Annotated in this window: 13 protein-coding genes and 4 pseudogenes; 7 read left to right on the top strand and 10 right to left on the bottom strand. The window is 68.4% G+C overall.

Features of this window, described 5'->3' with window-relative positions; translation table 11 throughout:
• Window positions 1–29: 29 nt before the first annotated feature.
• Complete coding sequence (locus ACZ5NH_RS35140; RefSeq protein ID WP_468781110.1) at window positions 30–1,178, bottom strand: PP2C family protein-serine/threonine phosphatase; 1,149 nt, start codon at window positions 1,176–1,178, stop codon at window positions 30–32.
• A 158-nt stretch (window positions 1,179–1,336) separates the two neighbouring features.
• On the opposite strand from ACZ5NH_RS35140, the gene ACZ5NH_RS35135 reads away from it, so the two are divergent.
• The 3 genes and pseudogenes from ACZ5NH_RS35135 to ACZ5NH_RS35125 form a co-directional block, all read left to right on the top strand.
• The gene (locus ACZ5NH_RS35135; RefSeq protein ID WP_468781108.1) at window positions 1,337–1,822 is read left to right on the top strand and encodes a MarR family winged helix-turn-helix transcriptional regulator; all 486 of its coding nucleotides are present in this window, start codon (window positions 1,337–1,339) and stop codon (window positions 1,820–1,822) included.
• 312 nt (window positions 1,823–2,134) lie between these two features.
• On the top strand, window positions 2,135–2,512 hold the full coding sequence (locus ACZ5NH_RS35130) for an ATP-binding protein (protein ID WP_451551665.1): 378 nt from the start codon (window positions 2,135–2,137) through the stop codon (window positions 2,510–2,512).
• A 239-nt stretch (window positions 2,513–2,751) separates the two neighbouring features.
• Window positions 2,752–3,093: pseudogene (locus tag ACZ5NH_RS35125) on the top strand (metallophosphoesterase); the annotation flags it as partial.
• Here ACZ5NH_RS35125 and ACZ5NH_RS35120 read toward each other — a convergent pair.
• From ACZ5NH_RS35120 to ACZ5NH_RS35105, 4 genes and pseudogenes are all read right to left on the bottom strand, one after another.
• A pseudogene (locus tag ACZ5NH_RS35120) lies at window positions 3,094–3,335 on the bottom strand (IS630 family transposase); the annotation flags it as partial. It lies immediately after the preceding pseudogene.
• 132 nt (window positions 3,336–3,467) lie between these two features.
• Window positions 3,468–4,127 (bottom strand): hypothetical protein, encoded by a 660-nt coding sequence (locus ACZ5NH_RS35115; RefSeq protein WP_468781106.1) that lies wholly within the window; start codon window positions 4,125–4,127, stop codon window positions 3,468–3,470.
• Between the two features lie 138 nt (window positions 4,128–4,265).
• On the bottom strand, window positions 4,266–4,568 hold the full coding sequence (locus ACZ5NH_RS35110; protein WP_468781104.1) for a hypothetical protein: 303 nt from the start codon (window positions 4,566–4,568) through the stop codon (window positions 4,266–4,268).
• Between the two features lie 392 nt (window positions 4,569–4,960).
• Complete coding sequence (locus ACZ5NH_RS35105) at window positions 4,961–5,566, bottom strand: class I SAM-dependent methyltransferase (RefSeq protein ID WP_388635614.1); 606 nt, start codon at window positions 5,564–5,566, stop codon at window positions 4,961–4,963.
• A 1,623-nt stretch (window positions 5,567–7,189) separates the two neighbouring features.
• Between ACZ5NH_RS35105 and ACZ5NH_RS35100 the strand changes: the two genes are divergently transcribed.
• Window positions 7,190–8,194 carry an alkaline phosphatase family protein gene (locus tag ACZ5NH_RS35100; protein ID WP_451554988.1) on the top strand — a complete coding sequence of 335 codons (1,005 nt, stop codon included), beginning with the start codon at window positions 7,190–7,192 and terminating at the stop codon, window positions 8,192–8,194.
• Window positions 8,195–8,878: 684 nt separating this feature from the next.
• Here ACZ5NH_RS35100 and ACZ5NH_RS35095 read toward each other — a convergent pair.
• Window positions 8,879–9,232: pseudogene (locus ACZ5NH_RS35095) on the bottom strand (integrase core domain-containing protein); the annotation flags it as partial.
• A gap of 116 nt (window positions 9,233–9,348) precedes the next feature.
• Here ACZ5NH_RS35095 and ACZ5NH_RS35090 point away from each other — a divergent pair.
• The gene (locus ACZ5NH_RS35090) at window positions 9,349–9,918 is read left to right on the top strand and encodes a DinB family protein (RefSeq protein ID WP_468781102.1); all 570 of its coding nucleotides are present in this window, start codon (window positions 9,349–9,351) and stop codon (window positions 9,916–9,918) included.
• 389 nt (window positions 9,919–10,307) lie between these two features.
• Window positions 10,308–10,481, top strand: coding sequence for a hypothetical protein (locus ACZ5NH_RS35085; RefSeq protein WP_388633965.1), 174 nt, complete (start codon window positions 10,308–10,310; stop codon window positions 10,479–10,481).
• Window positions 10,482–10,552: 71 nt separating this feature from the next.
• Here the strand turns inward: ACZ5NH_RS35085 and ACZ5NH_RS35080 are convergent, their stop codons facing one another.
• The 3 genes from ACZ5NH_RS35080 to ACZ5NH_RS35070 all read right to left on the bottom strand — a co-directional run bounded on the left by ACZ5NH_RS35080 (window position 10,553) and on the right by ACZ5NH_RS35070 (window position 13,359).
• Window positions 10,553–10,774 carry an STAS domain-containing protein gene (locus ACZ5NH_RS35080; RefSeq protein WP_468781100.1) on the bottom strand — a complete coding sequence of 74 codons (222 nt, stop codon included), beginning with the start codon at window positions 10,772–10,774 and terminating at the stop codon, window positions 10,553–10,555.
• A gap of 495 nt (window positions 10,775–11,269) precedes the next feature.
• Window positions 11,270–11,623 carry a hypothetical protein gene (locus ACZ5NH_RS35075; RefSeq protein WP_451337167.1) on the bottom strand — a complete coding sequence of 118 codons (354 nt, stop codon included), beginning with the start codon at window positions 11,621–11,623 and terminating at the stop codon, window positions 11,270–11,272.
• Between the two features lie 215 nt (window positions 11,624–11,838).
• Window positions 11,839–13,359, bottom strand: coding sequence for a helix-turn-helix domain-containing protein (locus tag ACZ5NH_RS35070; protein ID WP_468781098.1), 1,521 nt, complete (start codon window positions 13,357–13,359; stop codon window positions 11,839–11,841).
• A 1,015-nt stretch (window positions 13,360–14,374) separates the two neighbouring features.
• Here ACZ5NH_RS35070 and ACZ5NH_RS35065 point away from each other — a divergent pair.
• Window positions 14,375–14,899: a hypothetical protein gene (locus tag ACZ5NH_RS35065; RefSeq protein ID WP_468781096.1), complete on the top strand. Its 525-nt coding sequence runs from the start codon at window positions 14,375–14,377 to the stop codon at window positions 14,897–14,899.
• A 205-nt stretch (window positions 14,900–15,104) separates the two neighbouring features.
• Here the strand turns inward: ACZ5NH_RS35065 and ACZ5NH_RS35060 are convergent.
• Window positions 15,105–15,524, bottom strand: a pseudogene (locus ACZ5NH_RS35060) (DUF6928 family protein); the annotation flags it as partial.
• Window positions 15,525–15,621: the final 97 nt, after the last annotated feature.

Below are 15,621 nucleotides of genomic sequence, written 5' to 3'. Positions count from 1 at the left end.
TCAAAGTGCCCGGGCGATCCGGTCCGGGGTCAGGTGCCGTGCCAGTCGAGGCAGACGACGAGCGCGTCGTCGTCGGGGGCGCAACGACCGCGGTGGCCGGTCAACTCCCGCAGGATGGCGCGCGGGACATCGGCGGCCGGCAGCAGCCGAGTGGCCTGGATCGCCCGGGCAAGGGCGACATCGCCGTACGCCTCACCCTTGGGGTCGGCGACCGCGTACACCCCGTCGCTGACGAACACGAGCCGGTCACCGGGCTCGACTTGGAACTCCTGAGCCACGTAGTCGGTCTCCTCGAACATGCCCAATGGAAGCTGCGCCTCGAATGTGACGTGTTCCACCGTGCCGCCGCGCAGCCGCAGCATCTGCGGCGAGCCGGCGTCCACCACCTCGGCGCGGCCCGTCGCGAGGTCGAAGTCGAACATCAGCACCGACAGGTAGCCGCGGCCCCGGTAGTGGGCGTACACCGCCTGGTCCGCCAGGGCGGCCTGGTCGTCGATGGCGAGCCCGGCGCGGCGTGCGTTGCGCAGGGCGTTGATGGCCAGGTTCGTCAGCAGGGAGGCTTCTATTCCCTCCCCCATGCCGTTGGTGACGTACAGCGTCAGGCGGTCGGCCGTGGCGGACCAGTCGAAGTTGTCACCGAAGATCGCGTACGCCGGCTCCAACTGCCCCGCCAGTTCGTACTCTCGGCGGGAGCATGAGCGTCCGGGCAGCAGCTGCCACTGCATCTCGGCGGCCAGGGTGAGCCGGTCCTTGCGCCGCGCCTGCACGTAGATGTCGGTGTCCCGCTCCGCGACGAGCAGCTCGTGGCCGAGCACCTCAGCGATGTCGGAGAGTTCACCGAGCAGTTCCCGGACCCCGCCCCTGCGCGCGAGGGTCACGGACAGCACTCCCTGCCGGTCCCCGCGCACGCTGACCGGCAGGTGCACCCGCACGCGGCCGCCGGAAGCGGATTCGACGACCGGTTCCTGGGCACCGAAAGCACGGCCCGCCGCACTGTTGTGCACGGACACCGGCTCCTCGGTGTTCGGCAGCACCGACACAGGCTGAAGCACCGTCAGCCCGTAGTCGGCCATCAGCAGGTCGACGGACTCCGCGCCGTACTGCTCGACCAGCACGCGACGGACGGCGTCGAGCAACTCGTGGGATGCCGCTGTGCGCAGAGCCCGCTCAGCGGTCACGTATCTGTTCACGGTGGTAAACACACCAATCCTTCGGCGGACACGTACCGGCCTCGCTCGCGAGGAGGCCGCTCGGTAGCCGCGCCAAGCCGTTCAAACCATCTGTTGCCGTTGCGGGTGCCTAGTACGCTGGCGACCGTCCCAGTGCCTGCGAGAGTGTGACAGTGACCGCATTCCGTCCCCGCCCGGAACCCCTCGAGGTCGCCCGAGTGACCGCGACGGCCGGAGAGTTGCTGGAAGTCCTGTGGGGCCGGGCCTCCACCGCGCCGGCGTCGGCGTCGCAGATGCGGGTGCTGTTGACCCTGGAGCACCAGGACGGTATCAACCTGCGCGCCCTGTGTGACGCGCTCTCCTCCGCGCCCCCCGCGACCAGTCGGCTCTGTGACCGGCTGGTCGCGGCCGGCTTCGTCGAGCGCGTGATCGGCAAGGCCGACCGGCGCGAGATCCGGCTGCACCTCAGCAAGCGGGGCCGCGCCTTCCTCGACGAACTTCGCACGCGCAGGGAGCAGGAGCTGCAGACGGTGCTGAGGCTCATGCCCGTCGGCAAACGAGCGGCGCTGCTGGAGGGGTTGGAGGCGTTCTGCGACGCGGCGACACTACAGATGGACGACAAAGACGCGCGGACCGGCGACCGCACGGCCTGAACGCCGGGTCGCGCCACCGGGTCTCCCGACCCTCCTGGGCGTCGATGGGTGGTGCGCGGAGCGGTTGCCGTCCGCCGGAACATTCCACATCCCTCCTCGTGCGGTACGGCACGGCTGGTTGGTCGGTCTTCGGTCATTGTTCCCGCAGGGCAACGAACGCCTTGGGGGCTTTCACGGCTTCGGATACCCCCAGACCGCCGTCGATCGACCTGCGGACTCACCTGTAAGTGGAACGCGTCTGATCCCGGCCCTGCCGGGTAAGCGGACAAAAGCACCCATTGAGATCGGAGGTGAGTGATGGTGCCCTCCTTCATGGAGGATGTGCACCGGTCCGCCAGGAGCCCTCGAACAGCCGAGGACGCACGGGGTATCACGCGGATCTTCCTGTCCGTCCTGGAGCCCGACGACTCCGCTCAGGCGGAAGCGATACTCCTCGCGGTGTCGGAGCTCGTCGCGAACGCCATCCGGCACGCCGGCGGAGTGACCGGCTTCGGACTGCGGGCGGACGAGGAAACCGTGACCGTACGGGTGGCGGACGCCAGCCCCACGCCTCCTCACCGGCGCAACACGCCGCTGTGGGAGCCCGGCGGATTCGGCTGGCCGCTGGTCTTGGAACTGGCGCAAGAGGTACGAGTCAGCACACACAGGTCCGGCAAGACGGTAGAGGCCGTGCTCGCGCTGGCCCACTGAGCCCGGCGCTCCACACCGAAGGAGGCCGGTGCCAACTCCGCCGCCCTCCAGATCTCCAGCGCCCTCTCCGACGTCGTGCTGCTCGCCGCGACCGGCGCGGCCTTCGCCTCCCTCGGCGACGGCCGACTCCGGTTCCCAACCGACCGCCTTCCTTCGCCCCACGGGGCCGCACCCATGAACGCCCCTCCGGCCGGCCCGAGGACGACCGGCTACAGTGCGCGAGACGGCAGCCTGGTCAGGTGGTCGCCGGCGTGGACGACGTCACCGCCGAGTCCTCCGGCCTGGCAGGCCATCGCGCCCACCTCGCCGGAGCCTTGGACGGCGCCGACCCCGACCTGCCCGTCCTGCTCCTGGCACACCAGCCCAAGTTCGTCGACCGGGCGGCAGCCGCCGGCGTCGACCTCCAGTTCTCCGGCCATACCCACGGCGGCCAGATATGGCCCTTCCACCACCTGGTCCGCATCGACCAGCCCGCCCTCGCCGGCCTCAGCCACCACGGCACCCGCACCCTCCTCTACACCAGCCGCGGCACCGGCTTCTGGGGCCCGCCGTTCCGCGTCTTCGCCCCCAGCGGGATCACCCCCGGTGCCGGCGAGGCAGCCGTCGACGAGGTCAGGGCGGAGCTGGATGTGGCGCAGACCTCGGCGGAGGGTGCGTTCCGAGGTGCTCGTCGTCGGTGAAGGCGGTGTTGGCCAGTGGAACGCGCCGTAACAGCGACGAGACACCCTCGACCGGATTCAAGTCCAGTACGTGTGACGGAAGTTGCCAGCCAGTCGTGTGCGGCTGCGTACCCACGCATCCCGGCAGCCCGGTGCGTGTGGAGAGGGTGGTACGCGAGCTGATGCCCGTTTTGCTACTTCGGTTGGGTGCAGATCCCTTCAGGGGACCGCACCTTTACGGATAACTGGAACATCGCAGGTCGCGCTCCCCCGGCGCTGCGGCCAGGCGTGGCAGGTTACTCCTTGTCGATGGTCTGCAGCTCGACGGGCCGGTCGGCCACGTCCATCGTCTGCGGCGTGGCCAGCAGCTTGTTCAGCCCAAGGGTCAACTGCACCACGAACACGCTCAGTAGGACGGCCAGGGCTATTCGGACCAGGCTGTAGCCGGCGTCGACGTTCGCCGCGGTCTCGTAGTCGCCGGGCGTTTGGAGGTTGGAGTTGGTCACGAACGAGACGTAGACCGCGGCGAAAACCGACAGGAACCACGCGCCGTAGGTCCAGACGACTCCGCGGCCGCCTGGCAGGGCCCTGATCCAACCCAGCCCGATGTCGGCGCGTGACATGGCGTTCGCGTGGCCGGCGCGCGCCCACCGCTGGTAGGCGTACCAAACTGCCATGAAGACTACGAAGCGCAACATGCTCGTGGTGTTGATCGTTTGGAGTGCGCTGTGCAAAGCCTGCCGGTCATAGCCGTTGTTAGCGGCGGCCAAGGCCCATTGGTGGGCCCGCGTGCGCTCGGCGTAGAACCGCACAGCCTCGGCGACGATGGATACCGCGGCTGCGGCCAGCACCATAAGCAGTGGGCCCGACAGCGAGACCCGCCCGGGACTCACCTTGGACTGGACCAGCAACGCCGCCTTGTCGTTGCGCCCCCGACGCTGAGGCGGCTTCGACAAGTCGCTCTCCTGCTGACAGACCGGACACAGTCCTTTGATCCCGTCAAAGGCAACTCCGCGCTGCCGACACTTCCGGCACGTCAGTAGCATCCCGCGCCCCCCTCCTTGCTTGATCGCGGTTGAATTGAGCGCCGCATCCTATTGGGCCCGCCAGAGACGCGTCGATACCTCTAACGCAGTGAAGATCGAGAATGGGTGCAGATCCCCTGAGGGGACCTGCACCCATTTCGGTTGGTGCGGGCGGCCTGGCCGTGGGCTCGATGGACGGCTACGGCCGCGGCCGGACAATCCCTGCTCGGTCTCGATCAGAATCCCGCTCTCGGCCAGCCGCTTGAGCTTCAGGCGGACATTGTTCACGTGGTCGGGCGCGATCTGCACGTCCATCGCCTCGCACACCGCCCGCGCCCGCAACGGGGAGCCGGCCGCGGTGAACACCGCCATGATCTCCTGGACGGCCGGATGGTCTGGCAGCTTCGAAGCTTGGACCAGCCAGAGAGTGTTGACAGGTCGTCGTAATCGTTGGAGGTCTCTCGGGACGGCCAGGTGCCACAACCACCACTCCGGTGACCTCTCGTCGGACCGTCCACTACTGTCGAACGCGACCGAGCCTTGCCGCTGAATACGTGACAGCGTTGCAGGTGGTGGAGAACGGATTGGCGTCGCGTCCCCGTCGCGCCGAAGACCGGCGCGGGAATCGTCGCCACACGTGACCCCAGGCAGAGGCGGCACACCAACCCACGGGCCCCCTCCGATGTACGTCGTCACCGATCGGCGGGGTGAGTCGACGGCAGACGATACGTTCGTGGTGGCGGAAGGACACCTCGTGGTGCAGCTCAGCGGCGGTGGACGCTGACGGCGTAGCCGCCGCCGTCGTAGGGGTCGGCGTCCCAGGTGGCGAAGCGGTCGACGAGCGTGAGGCCGGCCGTGGCGCAGCAGTCGTCGTACTCGGGCAGCGTGATGCTGGGCGGCAGGGGCAGGTGGGCTTCGTCCAGTCCGAAGCCGGCCACCAGCAGACCGCCCGGGCGCAGGGCCGCGGCCAGGCGTTCGACCACCGTGGCCTCGGTGCCGGCGGCCAGCAGCGGGAAGATGTTGCCCGCCGCGACCACGAGATCGAAGTAGGCTGCGACACCGAGCGCGGCCGGCTCGAATTCGGCCAGATCGGCCTGGAACCAGGGCAGCTCGGGCGCCTGTTTCCGGGCCACTGCCAGCATCGACGCATCGAGGTCCACCCCGACACACTCGTACCCGAGACGCGCGAGCCGGATCATGACCCGGCCGGTACCGCACCCGGCGTCCAGCACCCGTGCTCCGGCGGGCACGAGCGACGCGCAGAACCGCGCCTCACCGTGCATGTCCTTCCCGCTACGGGCCAGAGCCGCGAACCGTGCAGCGTAGTCCTGTCCGGACGTGCCCCCGGTCAACTCCTTCCAACGGCTCATGCGGTCCAATATAGGGCGCCGTGTACGCTCGACGATGCGACTGAGTCCGCGGCGCTGAAGGCCGTCGCCGAGAAGGACGGGAGGGCAGCACGCGTCGGCGTGGCGACGTCATCAGCACAACCGACACCGGGCCGGCGGCGGCGACGTCTGCGCCCCGGTCCGAGACCCGACCTGCGTCTCGGGGCAGAGTGTGAGGCCGATCGGATCCTCGACACCGTCGTGAGCCGACCGGACGAGCACACCGGCCACGGGCGGCAGCTGACGGGAACCGCTCGCAACCGTCGAACGAGCCGGGAACCACCGCATGGCACTGCGACGCTCAAGGGCCGGCCGTCCGAGTCCGTTCCTCCCACGGTTCGTCAAACCCTCCTCGCCCGCTCCTGCGGGGAAGCCCGCCCTCGAGTCAGCACCGGCCGCAGCGCGGCCGTCGCAGCCGCGGACGACATCATCACGCACCGACGCCGACTGATCCTGCTCATGACCGCGTCGGACCCACCGGCAGGAAGCCGTTGGTCGGACCGCTCAGCCACTCAAAGGAGAGCCGGAAGTTTAGCCCGCGGGAATGATTCCCAGGCGCCGCAGGGTGAACCACGCAGCGTGACTCCGTGTCTGCGGTTGTCGCCGGCGTACGGCCGTTAGCGTCGGCTCCTGTGCCGCTGAGCTATGTATGCGTGAACCTCAAACCCGGAGTGGGGAAGACGATCAGCGCCGTCTGGTCGGCCTACGCGCCGCACACTTCGGGCCTGTCACCCTTGCTGGTGGACAGCGACCCGCTTTCTTCCGCCGCCGCGTTGGAGCGAACTGGCGGGCGTTTTTCCGTTCCCCGTGCTCGCCATGCTCGACGCCCCGCAGCTGGAAGACCACGCCCACATCGCCCGGGGCGTCATGCGGCAGGCAGGCGAGTGGATCGTGCCCGTCACCCCGACCCCGATCGAGCCGGACCGCACGGCGCCCGTCGACCGCGAAATGGATGACATGCAGTCCCTGCCCTCCCAGTCGGCCCGCACCGCCGTCCTGCTGAATCTCGCGAATCGTCCCGACACCACGCGTACCGGTCCCGAATCCGACGCACGCGAAGCCCTCACCGAGCGTGGTCTCGAGTGTTGCCCACCCATATCCAGCGGCTCGACGTGTACCCCCAGTCATTCCGCAGCCCCGTCAAGGTGAAGGGTACGGCGTACACCGCCGCTCCCGCCAAAGCCACTCGGCTGGATACCCGCTACGTCAAGGTGATCACCGAACGGGACCGCCTTTGCCCATGCACTCACCGACTGGGCCGGACAACCGCTCTCAGCCCTCGTGCGCGCCGACGGGGCAGTCCTACGACCACTGTTACGCACGGGTAAGGCCTTGCAGTTTTCCCGATGGTGAGGGAGCCTCAGGCGCGCACGCCGTCCCGTCTCACGCAACGAGTTGTAAATCTAGCAACATGAGGCAGAGCTCGGTCGAGGCGGTGTGCCCTCAGTCCGGGAGAGAGAAGGGGTCTTGTCGATGCGGAAGGCGAAACGCCTTGTCGGGGCAGTTTGTGCGGCACTGCTGGCGGGAGCGGCGTCCGGAGTGGCCGACGCCGCTCCTCGCCCGCACGATGAGGGCAGGGGCCGCCTCGACCACATCTTCGTGATCATGTTGGAGAATCACTCGAAGGACGGCGTCATCGGCGATCCGGACGCCCCCCGTATCACCCGGCTCGCCCGCACATATGGGATGGCCGACCACTACTTCGGGGTCACCCACCCGAGCATGCCCAACTACCTCGCGGCGACGGCCGGTGACACCTTCGGCATCCAGGACGACGAGGACGAGAACGTCACTCGCCTCACCGCCCGCAACGTTGTGGACCAGTTGGAGGAACACGGCAGGACCTGGGCGGCGTACATGGAGGACCTGCCGACGGACAAGCAGGCCCGCTTCGGCCCCGTGGTGAACGGCAGCCAGGTCCATCTGTACGCGCGCAAGCACAACCCCTTCGTGCTCTTCAACGACATCGCCGAAAACCCGGCCCGGATGGCAGCGGTGAAGCCTTACAGCGCGCTCGCCGCAGATCTGGCGAGCGGTGACATCCCGGACTTCGCATGGCTCACGCCGAACCAGTGCAACGACATGCACGGCGGAGTGAACGTCGCGGTACCCGGTCACCCCGAGACGCCCTGCCCGTACGCCGGGTCCCCGGGCGACGCCAACGACCAGGCCCTCAAGGGGAAGTCCGACGTCTGGGTCCAGCAAGCCGTCGACACGATCACGCACTCTGCGGCCTGGAAGGAGAACAGTGCGATCTTCATCGTCGCCGACGAGAACGACTGGATCGGCGGCGAGGACAACGGCGGATACGAAAGCGCCGATGGCTGCTGCGACTCCCCGTACGTGCCGCTGCACGACGTCCGCCTCAACCCGGACTACCCCGCCTCCACCACCCCATCGAACTGGCCCGGTGGTCCCTACGGCGGCGGTCTGAGCCCGGCCGTGGTCATCACCAGCCGCGGTCCGCGCGGTGCCGTGAGCCACACGCCGTACAACCACTACTCCCTGCTGCGCACCGTCCAGGACAACTGGCGCCTCGGCCACCTGCGGTACTCCGGTGACACCGAGGGCGGCGTCCTGCCGATGACGGACCTGCTGACCAGGCGTTAGCTCACGGCGGTCTTGTCCTCGCACGTCGCTCGCCCCGCCGCGACACGTGGTTCCGACGGCCCGTGACACGGCCGCCCTCCATGCTTCGAGGCCGGGCAACCGAGCATGCCGGCAAAGCCGTTCAGCACGGGTTCTTCGGCCGAAGCCCCCGCCGTGCCGGCGAGCCGGCACCGGCGGGAAGGCACCGGCGCGGGGCTGTGCGACGGCTCACGGATGGGCCCTCGTCGAGGCGCGGTACGGTGCCCATCCGGCCGACCCGGGACACCCGCCGCGCCTTCCCGACGGGAAGTCAGCCGCACGTCCGCGTGCCCGCCGACGCGCTGACGGCTCCTTCCCCTGTCGGGCCGGAACGGCAGCGGGTGTCCTGGCCTTTTCTGTCCCTGGGCTCGGGCCGGTTCCTCAGGCGTGGGGAACCAGGTTGTGCTCGGTGCCGGGGCGGTCCATGTCGGTGTCGGCGTACAGCGTGGTCTCGCCGTCGGATTGATATCGGCGATGCGGTGGATCACGGCTGTTCCAGCTTGGTGACGGTGGCCGGCGCCGGCTACTCGGGGGTTGCCAAGAAACCGCGTCGGCCGAACGTGGGCCGATGGTCGCCTCGCGGTCGGGTGGCGATGGTGGCCAGCCCGGCGGTGCCCGCCTACGACCCTGTCGACCTGCGCAGATGGCTCCGATGGAATCGGTGAGCCTCGTGTGGTGGGGGCGGTGCTGGTTGTAGTGCCGGATGTACTCGGCCAGGACCGCTTGGACGGGGGCCTCGTTGTAGATCAGGATCCGGTCGAGGAGCTCGCGCCGGAGGGTGCCCACGGCTCTCTCACAGATCGCGTTCGCTCTCGGTGCCTGCGGCGGGCTGAGCAGGATCTGCACGTCGTCGGCCTGGAAGACGGCGTCGAAGGCGTCGGTGTACTTCGCATCCCGGTCCCGCGGCAGAAAGCGCAGCGAGTCCATCCGGCACCCCAACGTCATGGCGAGATTCCTCGCCTGCTGGACGGCCCACTGCGCGGTGGGGTGGGCGGTGACGCCGGCGAGGTGTAGTCGGCGATCGGGGAGTGGATCACGGAAATCTCGCCTTTCCTCGATTTAGGTCAGAATCTGACCTCTATGGCCCCTAGCGTCTTCCTTGCCCGGCGGAACACAAACCACGGAAGGCAGCGACCATGAGCGAGACCATGACTGTCAACGAACTGGCCACCCACGACCCGGCCGATGCGCCGACCGCCACCGGCGAGCGCGCCGACTTGTTGGAGGCGCTGGCCAAGCAGCGGCACTTCCTGCGTTTCACCACCCGCGACCTCACCGACGGGCAGGCCGGGCGCCGGACCACCGCCAGCCAGCTGTGCCTGGGCGGCCTGATCAAGCATGTCACTGCGGTCGAGCGAACCTGGGTGCAGTTCGTCCTCGACGGCCCGTCGGCAATGCCCGACTTCACCACCATGACCGAGGCCGACTGGGCCCGGCGGGCCGACGAGTTCCGGATGCTGCCCGGCGAGACGCTGGCCGGCGTGCTCGCCGACTACTCCGAGGTGGCCCGCCGGACCGATGAGCTGGTCGTCACCCTGCCCGACCTGGACGCCACACAACCGCTGCCGAAGGCCCCATGGTCCGAGTCGGGCGCGCGATGGTCGGCCCGCCGGGTGCTGATGCACATCATCGCCGAGACCGCCCAGCACGCCGGCCACGCCGACATCATCCGGGAGTCCCTGGACGGCGCCAAGACCATGGGTTAGCCAGCGACACGCCCTGTGACCCCGCAAACGCCTTGCCCCATGATCCGCGGGTCAGGGCGTCGGGCGAGCCAGCTGACATCTACGCCATACATCAACGGGCGCGGGCGGTTCTCCCGTCGCTGGCAGGTGCCGAGGAACTCGGCTGCCCTGCAGCCGCGCGAAGGGGGTCATGCCAGAACCGCGCCAGGTTGTGCGGGGAACCACGGGGAATGGCGGGGAGCAGGTCGGCGGCCAGTCAGATGCTGTAGCTGCTCCGCCGCAGGCCAGCCCAGCAATGGCCCGTCGAAGACCCAAGCTTCCCAAGCTGAGGGCGCTGATGGGACATCACGCGCTCAGGGGTTGCTTCCCCTCGTTAAGGGGCACTCGCCCTGTTGCGTGGAGGTAATGAGATGAGCGCCGGAGAGAAGGCCAAAGCAAAGGCCGAACAGGTGGTAGGAAAGACCGTTCGAACACTGGCTCACGCCGTACACAAAGATGATCTCGCAGCAAAGGGTGCAGCCCTCGAAGCGCGGGGCAAGATGCGGGGCGCGAAGGAAGGGGCCAAGGGCTCCTTCAAGCACTAAAAATGTCACCACCTCCGAGGGTGATCTAGCGGCGGCAGCTGAACCGGTCCGAGACCGCAAGCGTGCTGCGATCATGCAGTCGCGTTGCGGTCACGGTGGAGTCCGCCCTCCAGAACCGCCACCGCTTCCGCAACGGTGTCATGAACGGCTGGCAGTTGATCCACGCCGGTCATCTCAAGCACCCGCCTCAATACCGGTGGCGCACGCGCCAGGGCAAGGGCCGTCCCGTTGCTCGCTGCGATCCGCTGGGCCGCCAGGAGAGCGTTGAGGCCCCCAGAGTCGCAGAACGTCACCCCCGGACAGGTCCAGGACGACGCGGGGATGTCGAGTGGCTATGAGGTCATCCAAAAGCGCCTGATAGATGGGTCTGGTCAGGTAGTCCATCTCACCGATGACCTCTGCCTACCAAGCAGCTACCTGCAAAGCTCCTCGCGATCGAGGGCATATCAGGCATGACCATCCACCGCTTCCCCAACCTGGGGCGCTGCAGGCCAAGCGCCCGCAGGTCATCCCCCGTCGATTGCTGCTGCCGTGCGCACCGTAAAGACGGAGGGGCGGACAGTGACTATCCGCCCTCCCAGTGCCTGCCCGCAGCGGCCAACCATCGCCGACCACACAGGGCGCCCTTGGAAAACGTGCACCTGTCCAGCATGCAGTGAAGATACGGCGCGGGCGACGGTCACGCACCGTGTCCACTGGCCGCGACCCCAGCGATATCTGCGTCTCGGCTGTCGATCCATCATCTGTCGTCTGCCTGTGGGAGGTTGGTGGGCCTCTTTGAACTTTGGCTAGGCGCGGCTGACGCTGACGCCGCCAACCAGGCCCCAGGCGTCGATCCGGACCGTCGGGCCACCCGGCTCGCTCGGACCATCGTCCTTCACTCCGCCCAGGCGCAGCCCGTGGACCTCCACCCGGACGTCGCGGCGGACCTTGAGGCTGACGCCGCCGATCAGGCTCAACTTGGTGATGCGCAGCTCGGTGCCGTCCGGGATGTCGATGTCCGTCAGATCGACGTCGGCACCACCGATGAGGGAAGCAGTGACGGTCCTCTCGTGGAGGGTGGCTCCTGCCAGGCGATGACCACCGATCAGGCTCACCTTGATATCGGTCTTCTGTGGGTTCTCCCCGTTGCTCTTCGTCATGAGAGGTACCGTACGGACGTCGACCCGCGAGCCCCAGTGCTCTGCATCCGGTATTGTATATGACAGGTGTCATGCCAGAGCCGACACCGAACCTGAGTGGAACGCAGCGGGCGTTCCTAGCCGAAGCGGCAGCAACCGGCCCCTCCAGCAGCATGGGCCTGGGTGACGGGGAACGGTCACATCGCGAAAATGGCCCGAACAGCTCCCACGTTCCCTCAAGAGTCGGTGGGTACCCACTGACGCACACCGTGGTCGTTCGTGCCGTACCAGTAGTGGGGCAGGCCCTTGATGCTGCTGGTGCGGAACGGGTGGCCGTGGTCGTCGATGCGGACCGTGCCGGTGCGGCCCTGGGATGACCAGTCGAGTTCCAGGTACCAGTTGCAGTCGTAGGCCTCGGTCGTCGCGGTGACCCGCAGCACCTCCGGGTCCTCGGCGGAGACGCGGTAGGGGAACTGCACCGCGGGGACGGGCTTTCCGCTGTCGTTGCCGGGGCGCGCGTGGGCGATCGGGCGGTCGACGTCCAGGTTCACGGAGAAGTTGCGGGGCGGCAGATCACTGCCGCAGCCCTGGCCCATGGCGTACGCGTTGCCGGTGACCGGGGTGCCGCGGCTGACGATACGGACCCGGAGGGCCGCGAGGACCACGGCCGTGGACGACTTCCCCTGAACCGCGATCTGCACCATCGTCTGCCGCCCAGGTACCGCCTGCTGCGTCGCTGCCCACACTCCGGCGTCCTGCTCTGCCGGCGGCGGGGGCACCTGGGCCGGCTCCTTCCCGATGACGTAGTCGTGCCCGCAACCGCCGTCCCAGATCTGCGAGTCGGCGGTCCACGCGAGCGGCACACCGGTTGGCACGGGGGCGTCGCTCTTCGTCTCTGCCGACGATCCGCCCTTCGACTCGGGGCTCCCTGAAGCCCGTACTCCTGTGGAGGGCGAGGCCGAAGAACGGCTGCGGGAGGGGCTGGCCGCAGTGGCCGAGGGGTGGTGTGACGTACCGCTTCCTGTCGTACGGGACTGACCGGGGGCCTTGGCGGAGTTGTCGTGAGACCGGTCGGCCGACAGCGCCGACATACTGCCCAGCGTCACCAGCAGTACGGTCGCCGTGGCTGTGCCGACGACGGTACGGCGACGGCGGTACCAGGGCTGTCCAGTTGAGCGGACCGCATCGCACTGGGCCGTCGACTCGGGACTGCCCGGTTCAGGAACGTCGGGAGCAGCCAGTGCGGCGTCGGGGGCGCCCGCATCGAGTCGCGGTGGTGAACCGCTCGTGCCGCCCCCGTCACCACCGATGCCGTCGGCGCCACCACCCACACTGCACGTGCCGCAACCCGCACGCCCCGCCGTCCGGCTGTCCGGACCCGAAGCCCACTCGTCCCCTGTCGGCTTCAGTGCCCCTTCGGTCTTTGTCGGCTCCGCTGCCTCCTCACCCGCCCTCGGCCGCTGTCGTGCCGTCACCGCGAGCAGCCACAGGCGGTGCAGATCGAGGCGTTCCTCCGGTGTTGCTCCGCAGAAGGCGGCGAACCGCTCCACCGGGGCGTAGTCCTGCGGGACCGTCTCGCCCGCGCAGTAGCGGTGCAGCGTGGAGGTGTTCATGCCGAGACGGCGGGCCAGGGAGCCGTAGCTCCGGTCCGTGCGGTCCTTCAGCCGGCGCAGCAGCGCCGCGAACTGCTCGACGTCGTCCTCGGTCGACACCGCTCCCCCAAACTCCCACGTGTCCCCGTATCTCAGGCGGTCCATATACCTGCACGTCAGATGGGCTGGGATGGTTCCACCCTCGCCGGGCGGGCGTCCGGCGTTGCGCGGAGCCGTCGTGACGGCTGATGCTCTTGGTGTCGCACCGACCAGGACCGGACCGGCCAGTCGGCGGCGGGCGACAAACGACACTCATGCACTCATTCATCCACGGGAGACACCCATGCCCCAGCGCACCCGAGCAGGCCCGCCCCTCGCACTCGCCGTCACGGGCTCGCCCTCGGCACGACGCTCGCCACACTGGCAAACGTCGCGGCCAAGGCGTCGGCTTCCTCACGGCGGCCCAACTCCCGTCGTATCCAAGCTCGTCCTGAACGGTCGGCAAGGTCACCGCCTGCGTACCGGAGGCGGTGGAACAGGACCGCTGTCTACGCATGGCGGTGGGCGGCGACAGCCCGGACCCGGTACCGGGAGCTCCGCACCGAACTCGACAGGAGCGACCGTCCGTCAGGTCAGCGTGCAGTTGTCCAGGACGGCTGTGGCGAAGGGGCGCTTCTCGCGGCCGAGCAACGGAGTCAAGTCCTGTGCGCACGCATCGAGAAGGCCGGCTCGGAGACCGAGGCCACGCTGAAGGACTACGGCACGCTGCCTGCCGAAGAGGGCAGGCACGGATACGGCCTGCACACGGTGACCCCCTGGGGCGTCTTTGACACCCGTCTCGCGACGTCGGGCATGCGGCGGTGAAGGCCTCCAAGAAGACGGCCGTCACGGGCCGTGGACAAGCTCCGCTGACCGCATGACCGGGGCCGCCCTCCGCCACGGGGGTGGGGAGGGCGGCCAATCGACCACTGACAGGGTTATTCGGCGCGATTCAGCAGGACTTGGTGTCGTCGATCGCGCCCCGAGCCGCGGCAGGGGGGAATGGGTCCGCGCAGCAGTAGATGTTCATGACTCCGGGGCAGCGCCCGCCGACCCGAAAAGGCGATAGCCACACGACGGCCCCGGCACGAAGACACCGGGCCGAGAGCAACCACATATGGACCAGAAAAGGAAGATGCACATGAACAGGAAGTCCCTCGCACACCGCCGTACGGGCCGCCGCGCGGCCGTCGCCGCCGGCCTCGTCCTGGCTGTCGGACTCGGTGTGTCGACACAGGTGTCGGCACAGGCATCCGTCCATGCCCCCGCAAAGTCGTCCGCCGCCGCACCGCAGTCCGTCAGCGGCACGAGCGGCCAAGTGGTGACCCGGGTCGCCGACTTCTACGGCGCGTACATCGACGCGATCGGCGACTACACGGACCCGGACGCCACGCTGGAAACGGTGCTCCGCAAGCACTACCTGACGCCCGACTTCGCCAAGCGACTGGCGGCCTGGGAGAAGAAGCACGCGGCGGACGGTGTCCTGCGTGCCCAAAACGTCCCGCGGAAGTGGACGGTGACCGACAACGGCGCCGTGGGTAACGGCCATGAGGTCATCGTCACCCTGACCTTCGGCAGCGGGCAGACGACGCAGAAGATCAAGCTTTTCGTGCTGGTGGAGCGGTACAACCACATCGTCGACATCGGCACCACGAGCAACCGCTGACAGCGGAGCCGCTCCACCCGGTCTGTCATACCCCTAATGCGGTGCTCACGCAAGAGCACCCTCCCGGGCCGTCCTCGGGCCGTGGAAGGGCGCTCAGCGACGACGAACGTCGACAGCTGGCGACAGCTCAGCAGCAGATCAGGGCCTTGATCGGTTAGACGGCCGCAGGTCACGGCCGACGGTGATCAGTTGTGGCTGAGCTGAGCTACAGGCCTTCGCGCTCAGCCAACGAACCATCAGGCCCCAGCATGTAAACGCGCGACGGCTGCATCGCTTCAACCGTCCTCCGTAGTGCCGATTCCTGCTCGGCACGAGCAGGCACATGCGGGTCTTGTACATGGAATCCGTACAACTCGATGGCCTCCGCGTCGACATCATCGGGCTGTGGACGGCCTTCCTGGATGAAGCCGCAGAGCGCACGCAACGCGTCCTCGCCCAGGTCCAAGGGGTGAAAGGCTAGGGGGTAGGACTCTTCCTCCTCGTCGGGCCAGGGGACGATGTTGGCCGGGCGGTCTCCAGCCCAGTAGGGCAACTCAAAGGGGAGCGGTTCGCCGATGTTCTCGATGGTGCCGCTGTCCGGGGACAGGCTCAGGGAGCGGACGAGGCGCCCGTCCTCCCAGACGGCGAACGCACCATAGCCTCACGCACTGACAACGGAGGAGACTCAGCCCGGCTGTCGGGCTGGGCCGTCCCCGGGTCGTGCGAGGCCGCCCGACGCCGAC

The sequence above is a fragment of the Streptomyces sp. NPDC031426 genome (assembly GCF_055581585.1).
This window is presented reverse-complemented; position numbering and strand designations above follow the sequence as displayed.

Bases quoted from the DNA above. Each gene is read 5' to 3' on its own strand.
- ACZ5NH_RS35130 (WP_451551665.1), top strand. From the start codon at position 2,135: ATGGAGGATGTGCACCGGTCCGCCAGGAGCCCTCGAACAGCCGAGGAC.
- ACZ5NH_RS35110 (WP_468781104.1), bottom strand. From the start codon at position 4,568: ATGGCGGTGTTCACCGCGGCCGGCTCCCCGTTGCGGGCGCGGGCGGTG.
- ACZ5NH_RS35105 (WP_388635614.1), bottom strand. From the start codon at position 5,566: ATGAGCCGTTGGAAGGAGTTGACCGGGGGCACGTCCGGACAGGACTAC.
- ACZ5NH_RS35100 (WP_451554988.1), top strand. From the start codon at position 7,190: ATGTTGGAGAATCACTCGAAGGACGGCGTCATCGGCGATCCGGACGCC.
- ACZ5NH_RS35090 (WP_468781102.1), top strand. From the start codon at position 9,349: ATGAGCGAGACCATGACTGTCAACGAACTGGCCACCCACGACCCGGCC.
- ACZ5NH_RS35085 (WP_388633965.1), top strand. From the start codon at position 10,308: ATGAGCGCCGGAGAGAAGGCCAAAGCAAAGGCCGAACAGGTGGTAGGA.
- ACZ5NH_RS35075 (WP_451337167.1), bottom strand. From the start codon at position 11,623: ATGACGAAGAGCAACGGGGAGAACCCACAGAAGACCGATATCAAGGTG.
- ACZ5NH_RS35070 (WP_468781098.1), bottom strand. From the start codon at position 13,359: ATGGACCGCCTGAGATACGGGGACACGTGGGAGTTTGGGGGAGCGGTG.
- ACZ5NH_RS35065 (WP_468781096.1), top strand. From the start codon at position 14,375: ATGAACAGGAAGTCCCTCGCACACCGCCGTACGGGCCGCCGCGCGGCC.